The following is a 17,091-nucleotide window of genomic DNA, read 5'->3' as shown; positions in this document are numbered from 1 at the left end:
GTCGCCCCTCTATCGTTCGGGGCTTTTCGCGCCCGCTACGCTGCGAAGCTTAGCGGCTGGGGATCTGGAGTATGCAGCAAGTATTGCACCGGGGTGCTGCGATGATGCAGCACCGTGAAGAAGCCCTGGATGCGTCTTGGGATGATTTGAAGCTATTTTTAGCGTGCGCAAAATATAAAAGTTTCCGCAACGCCGCCGAAGAACTCGGACTCACCTCCACGACGTTGATGCGTCGCATCGACCGGCTCGAAGAGCGCATCGACTGCAAGCTGTTCCTGCGCGACCAGAGCGGGCTTACGCTCAGCGACGAAGGCACCGCAATGATTGCCGACGTCGCGCATATGGAACGTCACGCCTTCAACGTATTCCGGCGCGCCTCGCGCTCGTCGAACGATACGGCGGGCACCGTGCGTGTCGCAGTGACGGAAGGCCCCGGCAATTTCTGGATCCTGCCGCGACTGATCGATTTCCAGAAGACCTATCGCAAGATCGCCGTCGATCTGCGCTGCGCGATGGAGCAGGCCGACGTCGCGCGGCTGGAGTCGGACATCGCGATCCAGCTCGAGCCGCCGACCAATCCCGATCTGATCGTCGCCAAGCTCGGTCGCCTGCACATCTATCCCTTCGTCTCCAAGGACTACGAGAAGCTCTACGGCGTGCCGGCGACGCTTGCCGAATTGAAGAACCACCGCATCATCAAGCAGAGCGCGCCCCAGGTCGACGACAGCGCCTACGCCCGCGTCCTAGGGTTGAAGTCGCTGGAAGGCATCGTCGGGATCAAGACAAACTCCTCGGTCGGCGTGCTTTATGCGGTCGAGCGCGGCGCCGGCATCGGCTTCCTGCCGACGGTGTCGATCGCGCTCGGTGCGCCGCTCATTGCCGTCGATCTCGGCGTCAGCCACCACGCCGATCTCTGGCTCACCTATCACAAGGAGTTCCGCACCTCCGAGCGCCACAAGATCGTGATCGACTGGCTGAAGAGGATCTTCGATCCCAAGACTTATCCCTGCTTCCGCGATGAGTTCATCCATCCGAACGCGCTGGTACCGATGATGACGGCCGCGCGCGAGGGCTTTGGATTGACGGGCTATGTCGCGGCAACGCCGACATAGACGCAAACTCTTATTTTGAGCATGATCTCCGCGCAAACGCGTTCCGCGTTTGTCGCGAGGGAAAACCGCTGCACACTTTTCCGGATCATGCTCGCGCCTAAAACCTGTATTCGAAACCGACCGTGCCCTGGTGCGACGTCAGCTCGTTGCGGAACTTGCCGTCGTAATTGACGTAGAGCCGCGCGGTGTTGGTCAGGCTGAGCGAGGCCGTGGCGCCGGCGTCCATGCCGTAACGGCTCTCGCCGATGCCGGGGACGACGATGTTCTGGGTCCCGAGGCTGACCTGGACCGAGCCGAGGTTTTGATAAAAATTGTCGACGAACTTGCCGTAGGCCGACAGGTCCAAAATCTTCTGGTCGAAGATGAAGTAGCGCCCGATCTCGGCGCCGATCATGACGCGCGCGCGTGAGATCGCGCTCGAGCCAACGTCGAGCGGATCAAGTCCGCCAGCCTCCTGGAACGCTGCACCGGTGGCGTGGACATATTCGAGTGCGCCCTTGGGCACGACCCGCATCTGATCCTTGGTCCAGTAATAGCTGATCTCGGTCAGCGCGCCGTCGACGGCGGCGCGATAGCCAGCGGTCGCCAGGCCGAAACCGGTGTCGCGGCTGGAATGGACCTTGCCGAAACCGTGCACCACCGCGAAGGCCCAGGTCCACGGCCCCTTGTCGACCGAGCCGTTGAAGCCGACCTGGGTCAGGTCGAGCGTTGCCGATTGGAGCGCGAGCGGCACGTCGATGTCGGTATGGCTCTGATCAACGGAGAAACCGAGATTGACGCCCGGCGCAATCCGCGCGCCGAAGCCGGCGACGCCGCCAACCGTCTTGCGCTTGTCGCCGACGAAATCGCCCTGCGCGTCGGTCCGGACCGAGACGCCGTAGCCCTCGAACCAGGTGCGGTAGCGCGGATCATCCGTGCTCTCGGACGCGCCGCCGCCGCCGGGATTGCTGCGGAACGCCCGGTTGAAGCCGCCAGACGCCTGGTTTCCGAGCCGCTCCAGAAATCCGGAGCCGAGATCGAGCGTGCTGTTGCCAGCGGACTGGTCGTCATTGGTCGAGGTCGCTGACGGCGTGGGCGGCGGCACCGGCGGACGGCGCTGTGCGAAGCTGGGCGTAGCTGCCATCACCGCGACGACTGCGAACGCCATGGCGATCGCCGTCACGATCCGGCGGACGCGGTCCAGCCCGATCGTTTGCCGTGTCCCGGAGGGCTGCGAGGGGCAGCTCATGACGACTAATCCCGAAGCAAAAGGCGGCCCGCAAAAATGCAACACGAACGGCGCGCACGTGCGGCGATTTGTGCCGAACTGCCACGGAGGGTCAACCGGTTGGCTAGCTATAGCCGAGGCATTGCCCTCGATTGTGGTTCCGCGGCCACAGGTCGCAAATTGCAGAAGCACGGGCCCGGCCCGGTCTTGAAATTCGCGCACGGCTTGCTAACGCGCGATTTTCATGTTGCAATATCGGACACAATCGGAATTGGCGCTCGGCTGTGCGTTTCGCGACATTGAGACTCAAGACTCGAACAGACTCCCGGAAGCCCGTTTGTGGCGTGGCATGCGAAAAGCAGCCGCGTCTTTTTTGTATCTAGCGGAGGAGACTGCGATGCCACAAAAGGGCACCGTCAAATGGTTCAACCCGACCAAGGGCTATGGGTTCATCAAGCCAAACGGCAGCGATAAGGACGTGTTCGTCCACATCTCCGCCGTCGAGCGCGCCGGACTCTCGACCCTCAACGAAAACCAGGTGGTTGAATACGACCTCGTGGAGAACCGCGGCAAAGCATCCGCGGAAAACCTCAAGGTCTCCTGATTTCTCTCGAGCCTGACAAGCGAGAGATCATGACGTTGCCCCCCGGCTCTGCCGGGGGATTTTGTTATTGTTGGATGATACAAGCGAAAAAAGCCGTTGCTTTGGAGCAGACCATCACCACCAAGCCACCACCGATGACGACTGATAAGCAGCAACGCTCGGCTTCGGCGCGCGTTATCGCAGGCACTGATGTCGGGGTGGATACTGCTTTCGACGTTTTCGGCTCGAAGCTTCCCGATGAGGCCTTCGAAGGTGTGTTCGATCAGCCCCGGCAAATCTACAAACCGGCCGATCTGTTATTTCGTGGCTCGTGAGCCCGAGACCGTCTTTACCCTACGACGGGCGCAATCAAGAAATTCTCCGATGGCCCGCTTCCCGACGTCTTGCAGACGTCGCCCACGATGCTGACCTTGCCGGTCGCAAGCAGCCGCAGCGCTTCGGGATAGATGCGGTGCTCGACTTCTAGGATGCGCTCCGACAGCGTGTCCGCCGTATCGTGGTCGCTGACGGGGACCGCGCCCTGCATCACGATCGGGCCGGCATCGGTCTCGGGGATGACGAAGTGCACTGTCGCGCCAGACAGTTTGACGCCGGCGCGCAAGGCCTGACCGTGCGGGTCGAGGCCGGGGAATGACGGCAGCAGCGACGGATGGATGTTGAGCATCCGCCCGTACCAGGACCTGGTGAACTCAGCGGTGAACAGGCGCATGAAGCCGCCGAGGCAAACCAGCTCGATACCGTGCTGATCGAGGGCTGCTTGCAGCACCGCCTCGAAGCCGGCGCGGTCCTTGCCGAACGGCTTGCTCTCGATCACCAGCGTTGTCACGCCGCTCGCCTTGGCCCGCTCCAGCCCGAGCGCATCGGCCTTGTTCGAGATCACGAGCGAAATCTCAGCCGGAAAATCCGGCGCGGCCGCGGCCCTGATCAGCGCGCTCATGTTGGAGCCCCGCCCCGATATCAGGATGGCGACGCGGCGCTTCATCACAGCGCCAGATCGAGATGGCCGTTATAGACGACGCGATGTCCGCCCTCGGCCGGGATCACGGTGCCCAGCTGCGCCACCGTCTCGCCGGCTTCGGTGAAGACCTGCACAACCTCGTCGACCTTGTCCGGCTCGACGATCGCGATCATGCCGATGCCGCAGTTGAAGGTGCGCAGCATTTCCAGCTCGGCGATGCCGGCTTGTATGGCCAGCCATTTGAACACCGGCAGCACCGGCAGGCGCGCCAGATCGATGCCGACGCCGAGATGGTCTGGCAGCACGCGCGGAATGTTGTCGGTGAAGCCGCCGCCGGTGATGTGGGCAAGCCCTTTCACAGCGCCGGTCTCGCGGATCGCACGCAGGCAGGATTTGACGTAGAGCCGGGTCGGCGTCAGCAGCGCGCCGCCGAGCGTCATGACCGGCGAGAACGGCGCCTGAGCCTCGAAGCCGAGGCCGGATTGCTCGACGATCTTGCGCACAAGCGAAAAACCGTTGGAGTGCAGGCCTGAGGAGGCCAGCCCGATCACGGCGTCGCCAACGGTGATGTCCTTTCGCGGCAACAGCGTACCGCGTTCTGCCGCGCCGACCGCGAAGCCGCCGAGATCATAGTCGCCATCCTTGTAGAGGCCGGGCATTTCGGCGGTCTCGCCGCCGATCAGGGCGCAACCGGACTCGCGGCAGCCCTCGGCGACGCCGGCAACGATCGCAGCCGTCGCCTCCGGGTCGAGCTTGCCGCAGGCGAAATAGTCGAGGAAGAACAGCGGCTCGGCACCCTGCACCACGAGGTCGTTGACGCTCATGGCGACGAGGTCGATGCCGATCCCGCCATGAATGCCGGTTTCGATCGCGATCTTGACCTTGGTGCCGACGCCGTCGGTGGCGGCGACCAGGATGGGATCCTTGAAGCCGGCCGCCTTGAGGTCGAAGAGGCCGCCGAAGCCACCGATCTCGGCGTCGGCCCCGGGGCGTGCGGTGGCGCGCACCATCGGCTTGATCAGGTCGACCAAGCGGTTGCCCGCATCGATGTCGACGCCTGAATCGGCGTAAGTGAGGCCGTTTTTGCGGTCGGTCATGCCCGATTTCCAGTGGGTTTGCGGCTGGTTACGTCGAATTCCGGGGACGCGCAATGGCTCGCATGGCGCCCCGCCCTATACTATGTAGATATCAACCGGTTCAGCCTTCAAAGGGGCCGGATTCGAGGTCAGGCCGGGTGCCGGGAAGCGCCGCGTGAGTATTCCGAATATCATTACGTTGGGCCGCATCATGCTGGTCCCAATCATCGTCTGGGCCATCGTGTCGAGCCAAATGGAGGTGGCGTTCGCCGTCTTCCTGATCGCAGGCATCAGCGATGCCGTCGACGGCTTCCTGGCCAAGCGCTTCAACATGACGAGCGAGCTCGGCGCCCTGCTCGACCCGCTCGCCGACAAGGCGCTGCTGGTTTCAATCTACCTGGCGCTCGGCATCTGGGGTGACATCCCGCGCTGGATCGTGATCCTGGTGGTGTCCCGCGACATCATGATCGTCACTGCGGTGATCGTATCCTGGTTGTTCGACAAGCCGGTCGAGATGAAGCCGTCGAAAGTATCCAAGCTCAACACCGCAGCCCAGGTGGCGTATGCGGCGCTGGTGCTGGCCGCGCTTGCCTTCGGCTTCAAGCCGGCGCCCTATGATATCATCCTGATGGGCTTGGTCACGGTCTTCACGCTCTCCTCGGTGTCGCTCTATCTCGTCGAGTGGCTGCGGCACATGAGCACGATCGACGCCAAATGAGCCGGGATGCGGCCCCGCAAAAGGCCAACTCCCACCCGATGAAGTCGAATCTTTCAAGCGAAGCCGGCGCGCCGGCACGGAGCATAGCAAGCGTGTCAGGCCGCGTTCATCCCCGACAATTGGCGTTTTCGCTTCCGCATGCGGAAAGCCTGAGCCGGGACAATTTCCTCGAAGGCCCCGCCAACGCCGCCGGCCTCGCTTTGATCGACGGCTGGCCGGAATGGCCGAATCGGATCATGTGGCTCGCCGGCCCCGAGGGCAGCGGCAAGAGCCATCTCGCCGCGATCTGGGCCGAGGATTCCGGCGCCCGTTCCACCACGGCCAATGCGCTGACCCCTGCTTCCGTCCCGGGCGCGCTCGCCACCGGCGCGCTGGTGGTCGAGGATCTCAAGGCGAACGATTTTGACGAGCGCGCGCTCTTCCACCTGATGAACCTTGCACGTGAGGACGGCGCCTATGTGCTCTTCACGGGGCGCGAGGTGCCGGCGGCGCTGGACGTCGAGCTCCGCGACCTGCGCTCGCGGCTTCGGACGATCCCTGTGATCTCGCTGCTGCCGCCGGACGACCAGCTGTTCCGCGGCCTGATCGTCAAATTCTGCGCCGACCGCCAGCTCTCCGTCGATGAGAGCGTCGTCAGCTACCTCGCCACCCGCCTGGAGCGGTCCTCGGCGGCTGCCCGCCGGGCTGTGGAACTGCTCGACAGCGAGGCCCTCAGGCTGGGCCGACCGGTGACCCGGGCACTGGCCGCTGAACTGCTGCGCGACAGCTGATATGGACGCTCGGCCCTCAGGCCGCTTGACGCGGTGGGGCGGCGGAACATCAATGTCATCGAAACGTCATCGCACTCACACATGCTCTCGCCGGTTTTGCGCAGAAGTCGCAAGTTAAGGCGAGACAGGATGGACCGGATTCTGATGGACTCTGCGCAAGCTGTTGAAATTAAAGAAAAAGCCACGGAGGCCGAGGGCCTGCCGGCGATCGCGTCGAGCCCCGAACGGTTCATCAATCGCGAGCTGTCCTGGCTGCATTTCAACCGGCGCGTCCTGGAGGAATCTGTCAATCCCAACCACCCCGTGCTGGAGCGGGTGCGATTCCTGTCGATTTCAGCAAATAACCTCGACGAGTTCTTCATGGTCCGCGTCGCCGGCATCAAGGCCCAGGTGCGCGAGGGCATTGCCGAGCGCAGCCCCGACGGCCTGACGCCGTCGGAGCAGCTCATCTTGATCAACAAGACCGTGTCGCAGCTTGCCTCCGACCAGCAGGCGATCTGGGCCGATCTGCGCGGCACGCTCTCCGGCGTCGGCATCGTGCTGGTCGACGGCAAGGAGGTCACCAAGACTGAGCGGGCCTGGGTCGAGGACTACTTCCTCAACAACGTGTTCCCGCTGCTGACACCGCTGGCGATCGATCCCGCCCACCCCTTCCCGTTCATTCCGAGCCTCGGCTTCACCATCGCGCTCCAGCTCACGCGCGCCGTCGACGGCAAGCAGATGAACGCGCTGATCCGTATGCCTGGCAAGATCGACCGCTTCATCCGCCTGCCGGCCGACGGCAAGGTGGTGCGTCTGATCTCGCTGGAGCAGGCGACGGCCCTGTTCATCAACCGGTTGTTCCCCGGCTACAATCTCCACGGCCAGGGCGCCTTCCGCGTCCTCCGCGACTCGGAGCTCGAAATCGAGGAGGAGGCCGAGGATCTCGTCCGCCTGTTCGAGACCGCGCTGAAGCGGCGCCGCCGCGGGTCGGTGATCCGGCTCGAGATCGACGCCAAGATGCCGGAGCAGCTGCGCAACTTCGTGCAGCACGCGCTCTCGGCCGCCGACGACGAGGTGTTCCTGGTCGACGGCGTGCTCGCCATGAACGAGCTCTCGCAGCTGACCCGGCTCGACCGGCCCGATCTCGAATTCACGCCTTATGTGCCGCGTCATCCCGAGCGCGTGCGCGAGCATGGCGGCGACATCTTTGCCGCGATCCGACAGAAGGACCTCGTCGTCCACCACCCCTACGAATCCTTCGACGTGGTGGTGCAGTTCCTCCAACAGGCCACGCGCGATCCCGACGTTGTCGCGATCAAGCAGACGCTCTACCGCACCTCCAACAATTCGCCGATCGTGCGCGCGCTTGCGGAGGCCGCCGAAGCCGGCAAGTCGGTCACCGCGCTGATCGAATTGAAGGCGCGCTTTGACGAAGAGGCCAACATTCGTTGGGCGCGCGACCTCGAACGCGCCGGCGTCCAGGTCGTCTACGGGTTTCTCGAGCTGAAGACCCACGCAAAGCTCTCGATGGTGGTGCGCCGCGAGGGCGGCAGCCTCACCACCTACGTCCACACCGGCACCGGCAATTATCACCCCGTGACCGCGCGCATCTACACCGACCTCTCCTACTTCACCTCGGAACCGACCATCGGCCGCGATGCCGCGCGCGTGTTCAACTTCATCACCGGCTATGCGGCGCCGAGCGATCTGGAAAAAATGGCGGTATCTCCGCTGACGCTGCGCAAGCGCATGATCCAGCACATCCAGGGCGAGACCGAACACGCCCGTCACGGCAAGCCCGGCGCGGTCTGGATGAAGATGAATGCGCTGGTCGATCCTGACATCATCGACGCGCTCTACGAAGCCTCCCAAGCCGGCGTCCAGATCGAGCTCGTGGTGCGCGGCATCTGCTGCCTGCGGCCCGGCATTCCCGGCCTGTCGGAGAACATCCGCGTCAAATCGATCATCGGGCGCTTCCTGGAGCATGGCCGAATCTACTGCTTCGGCATGGGCCAGGGCCTGCCGAGCGCCAAAGCGGCTGTGTATATCTCGTCGGCCGACATGATGCCGCGCAACCTCGACCGCCGCGTCGAAGTGCTGTGTCCGCTACAGAATCCCACGGTGCATCAGCAGGTTCTCGAACAGATCATGGTCGCGAATCTGAAGGACAATGAGCAGAGCTGGCAATTGTTGCCGGACGGGTCCTCAACGCGTATGAAGACCGCGAAGGGCGAGGAGCCTTTCAACGTCCACAACTACTTCATGACAAATCCGAGTCTGTCTGGCCGTGGAAAGTCGCTCAAGGAATCCTCGCCGCGTCGTCTCACGCGCCGTAATGAACGTCATCCATCCTGATCGGGGATTGCTGACGTGACGCGGCCGCGCAAGCGCGGCTCGAGCGTCGCTGTCATCGATATCGGCTCCAACTCAGTTCGTCTCGTCGTCTACGAGGGACTGACGCGGAGCCTCATTCCGATCTTCAACGAGAAGACGCTGTGCGGCCTCGGGCGTGAGGTGCAGAGCACGGGGCTGCTTGCGCCCGACGCCGTCGACAAGGCGCTGACCTCACTCAAGCGGTTTCGCGCGCTGTGCCGGGTGATGCAAGTCGGCCGCGTGTTCGCGATCGCGACCGCCGCGTGCCGCGACGCCTCCAACGGTCCCGACTTCATTGCGAAGGCCGAGCGCATCTGCGCCGTAAAGATCGAGATCCTGTCCGGCCCGCGCGAGGCGCGGCTGTCGGCGCTCGGCGTGATCTCCGGCATCCATCATCCCGACGGCATCGTCGGCGATCTCGGCGGCGGCTCGCTCGAACTGATCGACGTGCGCAGGAACAGCGCGCGCAGCGGCATAACCTTGCCGCTCGGCGGCCTCGCGCTCCAGGATCTCGCCCACAAATCGCTCAAGCGCGCCGACCGCATCGTGCGTGAGGCGCTCGACGAGGTGCCGCAGCTCAAGGCGGGCAGCGGCCGCAGCTTCTATGCGGTCGGCGGCACCTGGCGCGCACTCGCGCGCATCCACATCATCCAGAGCGGCTATCCGCTCCAGGTGATGCACGGCTACTCCATCTCCGCGGCTGAAGCGCTCGACTTCTCGCGCCGTCTGCGTCGTCTTGCGGCCGTCGACATGCTCGCCGACATCGAGATCGTCGCGGATGCGCGGCGCCCTCTCCTCACTTATGCAGCGCTGGTGCTCGAACACATCATCCGCGTGGCGAAGCCCAAGACCATCGTGTTCTCGACCTTCGGTGTGCGCGAGGGCCTGCTGCACGAGAAGCTGTCGGAGACCGAGCGCAACAAGGATGGGCTGATCTGCGCGGCGGAGGAGCTGAACCAGCTGCTCTCGCGCTCGGCGCGCCATGCCCGCGAGCTGATCGGCTGGACCGACCGCCTCGTGCGCGTGGTCAAGCTGCGCGAGACCGAGGAGGACCGCCGCCTGCGCCATGCCGCCTGCCTGCTCTCCGACATCGGCTGGCGCGTGCATCCCGACCATCGCGGCGAGCAGACGCTCAGCCTCGTCGTCAACGGCAATTTCGGCGCAATCACCCACATCGAGCGCGCCTTTGTCGGGCTGTCGGTGTTCTATCGCTATGCAGGCCTGAGTGAGGAAAACCAGCCGCCGCTGACGATGCAGGAGCTGCTGACTCCGGCGCAGCTCGAACGCGCCCGTCTGCTCGGCGCGGCGTTCCGTGTCGCGCATCTGATCTCGGCAGCGCGGCCGGGCGTGCTGCCGGCCACGCATTTCCGCAGCCAGGGCCGCAAATTGATGCTGGTGTTCGAGCACCGGCTCGGCGATCTCGTCGCCGACCGCGTCGGCAGCCGCTTCAAGCAGCTCGCCCGCCTGATCGGCCGCGCAGGCTCGATCGTCCGGCGCTGAGGCTTATTCCGCAGAGGCTTTTGCGTGCTCGAGTGCGGCGTGGCTCAGCCTGCGCCGGCGCCAGATCGAGCCGACGACCAGCACGACCACGACACCGAGCGCGGCGAACAGATATTCGGCGCCACCGCCGCCATGGGCAAATTGCGGCGAGATGTGCAGGCTGCCGAGCATGTTGTCCAGCGAGGCGCCGAACGGACCTTCGGATAGCGTGTGAAGCTTCGGTGCGATGCCGGGATCGGTTGCGATCACCTCGCCCGCGATCCAGCCGAGCAGCGCCGCGCCGGCCCAGACCAGGAAAGGCAGCTTCGAGAGCAGCGCCATGATCAGCGCCGCGCCTGCGACGATCAGGGGAACGCTGATGGCTAGGCCGAGCACCAAGAGGGGCACACTGCCATTGGCAGCGGCGGCGACCGCGATGACATTGTCGAGACTCATCACGATGTCGGCGACGACGACGATCTGCACCGCCTGCCACAGATGCGAAGCGGACTCGACGCCGTCCTCGTCCTCATTTTCCGGCACGAGCAGCTTTGCCGCGATCACGATCAGTGCGAGACCGCCGACCAGCTTGAGGTACGGCAACTCCATCAGGCTCACGACGATGCCGGTGAAGATGATCCGCAGCAGCACTGCGGCGCCGGCGCCGAGCACCATGCCCCAAAGCCGGTGCCGCGGCTTCAGGCCGCGGCAGGCCAGCGCAATCACCAGCGCGTTGTCGCCGGAGAGCAGGATGTTGATCCAGATGATCTTGCCGACCGCGACCCAGAAGGTCGGTTCGGCCATCTCACTGCGAAACTGGGTGAAGAATGCCCCGATCGTGGCGGGATCGAAGATCTGCCAGAGCCAGTTCACAATCAGTCCTTTCGCCCCGTCGACTTAACTTATCGGCTTTTAGCCGACGATCTCGTTGCCCGAGAAGAACTGCGCGATCTCGATCGCGGCGGTCTCCGTGGCGTCCGAGCCGTGAGCCGAGTTTTCGCCGATCGACTTTGCGTAGAGCTTGCGGATGGTGCCGTCGGCCGCCTTCGACGGATCGGTCGCACCCATCGCGTCGCGGTACTTGGCAACGGCGCCCTCGCCTTCCAGCACCTGGACCACGACCGGGCCCGAGGTCATGAACTCGACGAGCTCACCGAAGAACGGGCGGGCCTTGTGGACCGCGTAGAAGGTCTCGGCCTGTTCCTTGGTCATGTGGATGCGCTTCTGCGCGACAATGCGCAGGCCCGCTTTCTCGATCACGGCGTTCACGGCGCCGGTCAGGTTACGCGCGGTCGCGTCGGGCTTGATGATCGAGAAAGTGCGTTCGATGGCCATGATCTTGTCCTTGAAGGAGAAAGCGGTGGTTCGGAGTTGCCGGGCTTATATCGGCGCCTTCGCGATACGGCAAGCGACCGCCGCAGCAGCCCACGGGCGCTTCGCCGCAGGGCCAAGACCCGAATTCCCGGCCGAATTCCAACATGGATTACAACGATTTCACCCAGATGAACCCAATCTGAAGGCTTCATCAGGCTTTGGTTCAGCCTCGCCGGGGTAACGTCAAGTCCATCGAAACCAAAGCCTCCTCCCGAGGCGGACCGTTTCGGGAGGCCTTTCCATCGACGCGATAGCCCCGCGCCGGCAGTTTTCAGGAGATCATCATGTTGAGGAAACTTTCGCTTGCTGCAGTCGCCGCGGTCGCGATTGGTGCCGCGCTGGCACCAACCTCCGCCTCCGCTCACTGGCATGGCGGCTGGGGCGGTGGCGGTTGGCACGGCGGCGGCTACGGCTGGGGCGGACCGCGCTTCTCAGCCCCCGTCTCCTACGGTTATGGCGGCTGCTATGTGCGCCGGCTGGTCCCGACCCCCTGGGGACCCCGCTGGAGGCTGATCAACCGCTGCTACTGAAGCCCGACAGCACCTTCCCTCAGGTACCGCGCCCCCACGGTACCTTCCAAGCGAGGCCCCGGCGTCCCCCCGCCGGGGCCTTGTTTTTGGGCAGATACGGCGAATTCATACAATTTTTACTAGAATGCCGGGCATTCCCGACGCTTGGCGAAACCATTTCGGGGGCCAATGACTTGGTACCGTATCGTTACCTAGAGAACACGGAACCTCACAATGACTGGCCTTTTCGCCAATGACAGCGAACAGATCGACCGGCGGACCAGTCGCTCGATTTGCGATGCCGTGGGCGAACGGCTTCAGCAGAGCCTTCGCCCCGACCCCCGGCTCCCGACGCATCTCGAACAGCTCCTTGACGAGTTGAAGAGGCGCGACCGCGATAGTGGCCCGCACTGATCGACGGGACATAGAAAAACGGGTTGCGTTTGATCGCGGCTGCGGTGACAAGGCCGCATGCTGTCCATCACCGACCTCTCCATCCGTCTCGCCGGACGCCTTCTGATCGACCAGAGCTCCGTGCAGATCACGCCCGGCTCGCGCGTTGGCATGGTCGGGCGTAATGGCACCGGCAAGTCGACGCTGTTCAAGGTAATCCGCGGCGAGCTTGCGGCCGAACACGGCACAGTCACCTTGCCGCCACGCTGGCGCGTCGGCAGCCTGGCGCAGGAAGCGCCGAACGGCCCCGAAAGCCTGATCTCGGTCGTGCTCAAGGCCGACCTCGAACGCGATGCGTTGCTGCACGAAGCGGAGAGCGCGATCGATCCGCACCGGATCGCGGAGATCCAGACCCGGCTCGTCGACATCGACGCGCATTCGGCCCCGAGCAGAGCGGCCGCGATCCTCTCCGGCCTCGGCTTTTCAGCTGCCGATCAGCTGCGCCCCTGCGCCGAATTCTCCGGCGGCTGGCGCATGCGCGTCGCGCTGGCCGCAACGCTGTTCGCGGCGCCCGACCTGTTGCTGCTCGACGAGCCTACCAACTATCTCGATCTCGAAGGCACGCTGTGGCTCGAGGATCATCTCGCGCATTATCCGCGCACGGTGATCGTGATCAGCCATGACCGCGACCTGCTCGAAAGCTCCGTCGACCAGATCCTGCATCTGGAGCGCAGCAAGCTCACACTCTACAAGGGCACCTACTCCTCCTTCGAAGAGCAGCGAGCCACGCGCGAGCTGCTCGATGCCAAGGCGGTCAAGCGCCAGGAGGCCGAGCGGGCCCGCCTGCAAGCCTTTGTCGACCGCTTCAAGGCCAAGGCGTCGAAGGCACGCCAGGCTCAATCCCGCGTCAAAATGCTGGAGCGGCTGAAGCCGATCAATGCGCTGGTGACCCAGGACGTCCGCGAGATCACCTTCCCGGCGCCGGAGAAGCTGCTGTCGCCGCCGATCATCGCCGCCGACAACGTCTCTGTCGGCTACGATCCGGCAACGCCGGTGCTCGGCCGCGTCACGCTGCGCATCGACAATGACGACCGCATCGCGCTGCTGGGCGCCAATGGCAACGGCAAATCGACGCTGGTCAAGCTGCTCGCCGGACGGCTCGCGCCGTTCTCCGGCAAGGTGACGCGCGCCGACAAGCTGTCGATCGCCTATTTCGCCCAGCATCAGCTCGACGAGCTGAACGAGGACGCCTCCACCTACGATCACGTGCGCAAGCTGATGGGCGATGCGCCCGAAGCAAAGGTGCGGGCGCGCGCCGGCGCGATCGGCTTTTCCGGCAAGGCGGCCGACACCAAGGTGGGAAAATTGTCGGGCGGCGAAAAGGCGCGGCTGCTGTTGGGGCTTGCCACCTTCTTCGGCCCCAACATGATCATCCTGGATGAGCCGACCAACCATCTCGACATCGACAGCCGCGCCGCGCTTGCCGAGGCGATCAACGAATTTCCCGGCGCGATCATCATGGTCTCGCACGACCGCTACCTGATCGAGTCTTGCGCCGATCAGCTCTGGATCGTCGCCGACCGCACCGTGACCAATTACGATGGCGACCTCGACGAATACCGCCGCCTGGTGCTGTCCTCGCGCAACGCGGAAGCCGCCCCGCGCGAGCGCAGTGCCACGAGCGAGAAACCGCAGCGCGCGAGATCAGATAATCGCGGCCCGCTGAAGAAGCGCATCGCGGAAGCCGAATCCGAGATCGCCCGCGTCAGCGAGATCATCGCCAAGATCGACACCGCGCTGGCGCTTCCCGACATTTTTACGCGCGATCCCAAGCAGGCCGCGCAACTGTCGAAGGCACGCGCGAATGCCGCGGACGCGCTGGCGCGCGCCGAGGAGCAATGGTTAGAGGCGAGCACACAGTATGACGAGGCGGCGGGGTAGGTCTGACTACTCGATGACGCGATCGGCACGAGCGAGCAGCACGGGCGGCACATCGACGCCGAGCGCCTTGGCCGTCTTCAGATTGATGACCAGCTCGTAACGGTGGGGCGCCTGAATCGGTAGATCGTGCGGCGAGGCCCCTTTCAGAATGCGATCGATATAGTCGACGGGCGCGCTGACAAGCTCGTCCCAGACGAATGTGTAAGACATCAGCGCCCCGCCATCGACGGCGCCCAACACGGAATTCAGGGCGTTCACGCGAAAGCGCGCGCATTGGGCAACGATGTGGTCGCGATGCCCGTTGGTGAAGGGTTCTGGAATGACGAGCAGGCTGCTGTTCGGCGTGCGGCCGAGCGCCTCGAGCTGTGCTTCGGTCTCGCCGTCATTATGCGTCCGCATCTCGACCACCTCTACTCCGGATGCAGCATCCCTCGCCGCGGCGACAATGCCTGGCGCATAAGGCGCGGTATCCGGATTGAAGAGGATCGCTACGCGGGCAAGTTTCGGAGCAAGCTCGCGCAACAGCTGCATCCATTTGCCGCCGATCTCGAAATCCCAGGTGACGAAGCCGGTGATGTTGCCGCCGGGATGTCCGAGGCTGTCGGCAAGCTTGAAGCCGACCGGATCGATCACCTGCGTGAACACGATCGGAATCGTCGTGGTCTGCTGCCGCAGCGCCAGCGTCGCCGGCAAGCCCTGGGCATAGATCACCTCGGGCGCCAACGCCACGAGCTCAGCGGCGGACGCACGCGTGTTGGCAAGATCGGACAACGCGCCGCCGAAGCGGTAGTCGATGTGGACATTGCCGTCCTCGACCCAGCCCACTTTTCCCATGGCCTCGCGGAACGGCTTGAGGAAGGCCTTTGCCACCGGCACATCGATGTTTGCCGCAAGGCCGACGAGCACGCCGACACGGCGTACCTGTTTGGCCGGCTGCCCTCGCGCGCCCGGCGGCGCGGCCACAGTAGCCGTTAATCCGGCAATGAATTCGCGCCGTCTCATGCCCCGTCCCCAATAGCGTATGGCAGCACTGTAACCGTCCGGGCGCGGCATTCGATAGATGCAAGCCGTGTTGCACATCGGAAAATGTCAGGCTGGGCAAATTTGCTGCGGCCCGTCGCGCGCCGCGCGGCACCATGCTACGAAACAGGGACCGGCCTTTTCGGCCCCAAGGATATTTGGATAGGTCATTTTTAGGGGAGATCTCAGATGTCGTCACCCGAACCGATCAAATTCACCGATGGCGCGGCTTACGAGCGCTTCATGGCGCCCTGGAGCCGTTCGGCCGGGACTCTTTTCCTCGACTGGCTGGCGCCGGGCTCCGGACAGGCCTGGGTTGATGTCGGTGCCGGCAACGGCGCGTTCACTGAGCTCATTCTTGCGAAGTCCGCGCCTTCATCCGTCTGCGCGATCGATCCCTCAGACGCACAAATTGAGACTGCACGCCAAAAGTTCTCGGCAAAGCAGGTCGAGCTGTCGATTGGCGATGCGATGGCCCTTCCCTACGACGCCAACCGCTTCGACGTCGCGGTGATGGCGCTGGTGCTGTTCTTCGTCCCCGACCCGCGCACGGGCGCCTCGGAAATGCTCCGCGTCACCAAGCCCGGCGGCATTGTCGCGTCCTACACTTGGGACGTCATGCGCGGCGGCACCCCTACGCAGCATTTGTGGGAGGAGATAGACGCGATGGGCAAACCGGCCGCACGTCCGCCGAGCGCGGAGGTCTCGCGTTTCGCAGCGCTGAAGGCGCTTTGGGCGGAGCTCGGCATCCGCGATGTCGAGACGCGCGAGCTTGTCGTCGAACGCACCTTCGCTGACTTCGACGATTATTGGCTATCCATGGTCGTGAGCAGCCCGAGCGGAATCGTCGGGAAACTGTCGGATGCGGAGAGCGCGGAGCTGAAACGCCGACTGAAGGACAGACTGCCGGCAAGCGCGACCGGAGAGATCACGGTTCACGCCTGGTCGACGGCGATCAAGGGACGAAAGGCCGCTTGATGCGTGCGGCCTTTACGTCGCCGCTTTCTTCTTCGCCTTCGGCTTCACCGGCTTCGGAACAACCGGCGCCTCCGGCGTGCCCTCGATCGAGGACAGACGGCCGGATGTAAACGTGTAGATGCCCGCGCGTGGACCCGTGTTCCAGGTAACCACCGCGACGCGCCGGCCGGCGGCATCACCGGAGAGATTGACGTTCGAGGGCGCGCCGATGCCGCGCACCACGTCGCATTCGGTGTGGCCGAGCGCGACCGTGCCGCCCATGGCCGCGGGCGCCGTGGTCGACGCGTTGGCGTCAGCCGGCCCAGGAGGCGGTGCCATGCCGGGGCATGCGCCATCGGCGCTGACGAGATCTTCAGCCCCCACTGGCTTGTCGGGGGTCAGCGGCGGCGACTCGATCGAGATGTTCTTGATGAACAGGCGGCTCGGCTTGTTGAACCATTCGGCGTCCTTCGACAGCAGATCGGTTCCGCCCGAGCAGCCCGCGATCAGCGGCGCGACAGCGGCCAACGCAACTATGAGCGACTTTGGAAGCTTTTGGTGTCGCACGATAAACTACATTCCCCGCCTGAAGGACCAGTCCTAAGCGATTGTCCCAAC

At 64.2% G+C, this 17,091-nt stretch carries 18 protein-coding genes; 11 read left to right on the top strand and 7 right to left on the bottom strand.

What is annotated here, in order from left to right; translation table 11 throughout:
• Positions 1 to 71: 71 nt before the first annotated feature.
• Positions 72 to 1,112 carry a LysR family transcriptional regulator gene (locus tag UB31_RS01950; RefSeq protein WP_045009605.1) on the top strand — a complete coding sequence of 347 codons (1,041 nt, stop codon included), beginning with the start codon at positions 72 to 74 and terminating at the stop codon, positions 1,110 to 1,112.
• 97 nt (positions 1,113 to 1,209) lie between these two features.
• Here the strand turns inward: UB31_RS01950 and UB31_RS01945 are convergent, their stop codons facing one another.
• On the bottom strand, positions 1,210 to 2,340 hold the full coding sequence (locus UB31_RS01945) for an autotransporter outer membrane beta-barrel domain-containing protein (protein ID WP_045009604.1): 1,131 nt from the start codon (positions 2,338 to 2,340) through the stop codon (positions 1,210 to 1,212).
• 376 nt (positions 2,341 to 2,716) lie between these two features.
• Between UB31_RS01945 and UB31_RS01940 the strand changes: the two genes are divergently transcribed.
• Together UB31_RS01940 and UB31_RS01935 are read left to right on the top strand one after the other, a co-directional pair.
• On the top strand, positions 2,717 to 2,923 hold the full coding sequence (locus tag UB31_RS01940; RefSeq protein WP_007591938.1) for a cold-shock protein: 207 nt from the start codon (positions 2,717 to 2,719) through the stop codon (positions 2,921 to 2,923).
• A gap of 29 nt (positions 2,924 to 2,952) precedes the next feature.
• Positions 2,953 to 3,237: a hypothetical protein gene (locus UB31_RS01935; protein ID WP_156175135.1), complete on the top strand. Its 285-nt coding sequence runs from the start codon at positions 2,953 to 2,955 to the stop codon at positions 3,235 to 3,237.
• Positions 3,238 to 3,251: 14 nt separating this feature from the next.
• Here UB31_RS01935 and purN read toward each other — a convergent pair whose 3' ends face one another.
• Positions 3,252 to 3,905 (bottom strand): phosphoribosylglycinamide formyltransferase, encoded by a 654-nt coding sequence (gene purN, locus UB31_RS01930; RefSeq protein WP_045009602.1) that lies wholly within the window; start codon positions 3,903 to 3,905, stop codon positions 3,252 to 3,254.
• The gene (gene purM / locus UB31_RS01925) at positions 3,905 to 4,978 is read right to left on the bottom strand and encodes a phosphoribosylformylglycinamidine cyclo-ligase (RefSeq protein ID WP_045009601.1); all 1,074 of its coding nucleotides are present in this window, start codon (positions 4,976 to 4,978) and stop codon (positions 3,905 to 3,907) included. The genes purN and purM overlap by 1 nt, the downstream gene beginning before the upstream one ends.
• Before the next feature lie 154 nt (positions 4,979 to 5,132).
• Here purM and UB31_RS01920 point away from each other — a divergent pair, with 154 nt between their 5' ends.
• The 4 genes from UB31_RS01920 (at position 5,133) to ppx (ending at position 10,300) form a co-directional block, all read left to right on the top strand.
• Positions 5,133 to 5,675 carry a CDP-alcohol phosphatidyltransferase family protein gene (locus UB31_RS01920; protein ID WP_045000292.1) on the top strand — a complete coding sequence of 181 codons (543 nt, stop codon included), beginning with the start codon at positions 5,133 to 5,135 and terminating at the stop codon, positions 5,673 to 5,675.
• Between the two features lie 92 nt (positions 5,676 to 5,767).
• The gene (locus UB31_RS01915) at positions 5,768 to 6,445 is read left to right on the top strand and encodes a P-loop NTPase family protein (RefSeq protein ID WP_045009656.1); all 678 of its coding nucleotides are present in this window, start codon (positions 5,768 to 5,770) and stop codon (positions 6,443 to 6,445) included.
• A gap of 144 nt (positions 6,446 to 6,589) precedes the next feature.
• The gene (locus UB31_RS01910; RefSeq protein ID WP_045009655.1) at positions 6,590 to 8,782 is read left to right on the top strand and encodes an RNA degradosome polyphosphate kinase; all 2,193 of its coding nucleotides are present in this window, start codon (positions 6,590 to 6,592) and stop codon (positions 8,780 to 8,782) included.
• A gap of 15 nt (positions 8,783 to 8,797) precedes the next feature.
• Positions 8,798 to 10,300: an exopolyphosphatase gene (gene ppx / locus UB31_RS01905; RefSeq protein WP_045009600.1), complete on the top strand. Its 1,503-nt coding sequence runs from the start codon at positions 8,798 to 8,800 to the stop codon at positions 10,298 to 10,300.
• Between the two features lie 3 nt (positions 10,301 to 10,303).
• Here ppx and UB31_RS01900 read toward each other — a convergent pair whose 3' ends face one another.
• Complete coding sequence (locus UB31_RS01900) at positions 10,304 to 11,152, bottom strand: TerC family protein (protein ID WP_045009599.1); 849 nt, start codon at positions 11,150 to 11,152, stop codon at positions 10,304 to 10,306.
• Between the two features lie 39 nt (positions 11,153 to 11,191).
• Positions 11,192 to 11,614 (bottom strand): nucleoside-diphosphate kinase, encoded by a 423-nt coding sequence (ndk, locus tag UB31_RS01895; RefSeq protein WP_045009598.1) that lies wholly within the window; start codon positions 11,612 to 11,614, stop codon positions 11,192 to 11,194.
• Positions 11,615 to 11,937: 323 nt separating this feature from the next.
• Here ndk and UB31_RS01890 point away from each other — a divergent pair, with 323 nt between their 5' ends.
• From UB31_RS01890 to UB31_RS01880, 3 genes are all read left to right on the top strand, one after another.
• Positions 11,938 to 12,183 (top strand): hypothetical protein, encoded by a 246-nt coding sequence (locus UB31_RS01890; protein WP_045009597.1) that lies wholly within the window; start codon positions 11,938 to 11,940, stop codon positions 12,181 to 12,183.
• A gap of 213 nt (positions 12,184 to 12,396) precedes the next feature.
• On the top strand, positions 12,397 to 12,576 hold the full coding sequence (locus UB31_RS42435; protein ID WP_045009596.1) for a hypothetical protein: 180 nt from the start codon (positions 12,397 to 12,399) through the stop codon (positions 12,574 to 12,576).
• A 57-nt stretch (positions 12,577 to 12,633) separates the two neighbouring features.
• Positions 12,634 to 14,496 (top strand): ABC-F family ATP-binding cassette domain-containing protein, encoded by a 1,863-nt coding sequence (locus tag UB31_RS01880; protein WP_045009595.1) that lies wholly within the window; start codon positions 12,634 to 12,636, stop codon positions 14,494 to 14,496.
• Positions 14,497 to 14,502: 6 nt separating this feature from the next.
• Here the strand turns inward: UB31_RS01880 and UB31_RS01875 are convergent, their stop codons facing one another.
• Entirely contained in the window at positions 14,503 to 15,498 is a 996-nt protein-coding gene (locus UB31_RS01875) for an ABC transporter substrate-binding protein (protein WP_045009594.1), read from the bottom strand.
• Between the two features lie 207 nt (positions 15,499 to 15,705).
• On the opposite strand from UB31_RS01875, the gene UB31_RS01870 reads away from it, so the two are divergent.
• Positions 15,706 to 16,494 (top strand): class I SAM-dependent methyltransferase, encoded by a 789-nt coding sequence (locus UB31_RS01870; protein ID WP_045009593.1) that lies wholly within the window; start codon positions 15,706 to 15,708, stop codon positions 16,492 to 16,494.
• 12 nt (positions 16,495 to 16,506) lie between these two features.
• On the opposite strand, the gene UB31_RS01865 is transcribed toward UB31_RS01870, so the two are convergent.
• A complete protein-coding gene (locus UB31_RS01865) occupies positions 16,507 to 17,001 on the bottom strand; it encodes a hypothetical protein (protein ID WP_197087125.1) in 495 nt (164 codons plus the stop codon).
• Positions 17,002 to 17,091: the final 90 nt, after the last annotated feature.

Origin of the sequence: Bradyrhizobium sp. LTSP849, assembly GCF_000938255.1 — a bacterium.
Lineage (GTDB): Bacteria > Pseudomonadota > Alphaproteobacteria > Rhizobiales > Xanthobacteraceae > Bradyrhizobium.
This window is presented reverse-complemented; position numbering and strand designations above follow the sequence as displayed.

Coding starts and splice junctions, on each gene's coding strand:
- UB31_RS01950 (WP_045009605.1), top strand. CDS start 72: ATGCAGCAAGTATTGCACCGGGGTGCTGCGATGATGCAGCACCGTGAA.
- UB31_RS01945 (WP_045009604.1), bottom strand. CDS start 2,340: ATGAGCTGCCCCTCGCAGCCCTCCGGGACACGGCAAACGATCGGGCTG.
- UB31_RS01940 (WP_007591938.1), top strand. CDS start 2,717: ATGCCACAAAAGGGCACCGTCAAATGGTTCAACCCGACCAAGGGCTAT.
- UB31_RS01935 (WP_156175135.1), top strand. CDS start 2,953: ATGACGTTGCCCCCCGGCTCTGCCGGGGGATTTTGTTATTGTTGGATG.
- purN (WP_045009602.1), bottom strand. CDS start 3,905: ATGAAGCGCCGCGTCGCCATCCTGATATCGGGGCGGGGCTCCAACATG.
- purM (WP_045009601.1), bottom strand. CDS start 4,978: ATGACCGACCGCAAAAACGGCCTCACTTACGCCGATTCAGGCGTCGAC.
- UB31_RS01910 (WP_045009655.1), top strand. CDS start 6,590: ATGGACTCTGCGCAAGCTGTTGAAATTAAAGAAAAAGCCACGGAGGCC.
- ndk (WP_045009598.1), bottom strand. CDS start 11,614: ATGGCCATCGAACGCACTTTCTCGATCATCAAGCCCGACGCGACCGCG.
- UB31_RS01890 (WP_045009597.1), top strand. CDS start 11,938: ATGTTGAGGAAACTTTCGCTTGCTGCAGTCGCCGCGGTCGCGATTGGT.
- UB31_RS42435 (WP_045009596.1), top strand. CDS start 12,397: ATGACTGGCCTTTTCGCCAATGACAGCGAACAGATCGACCGGCGGACC.
- UB31_RS01880 (WP_045009595.1), top strand. CDS start 12,634: ATGCTGTCCATCACCGACCTCTCCATCCGTCTCGCCGGACGCCTTCTG.
- UB31_RS01875 (WP_045009594.1), bottom strand. CDS start 15,498: ATGAGACGGCGCGAATTCATTGCCGGATTAACGGCTACTGTGGCCGCG.
- UB31_RS01870 (WP_045009593.1), top strand. CDS start 15,706: ATGTCGTCACCCGAACCGATCAAATTCACCGATGGCGCGGCTTACGAG.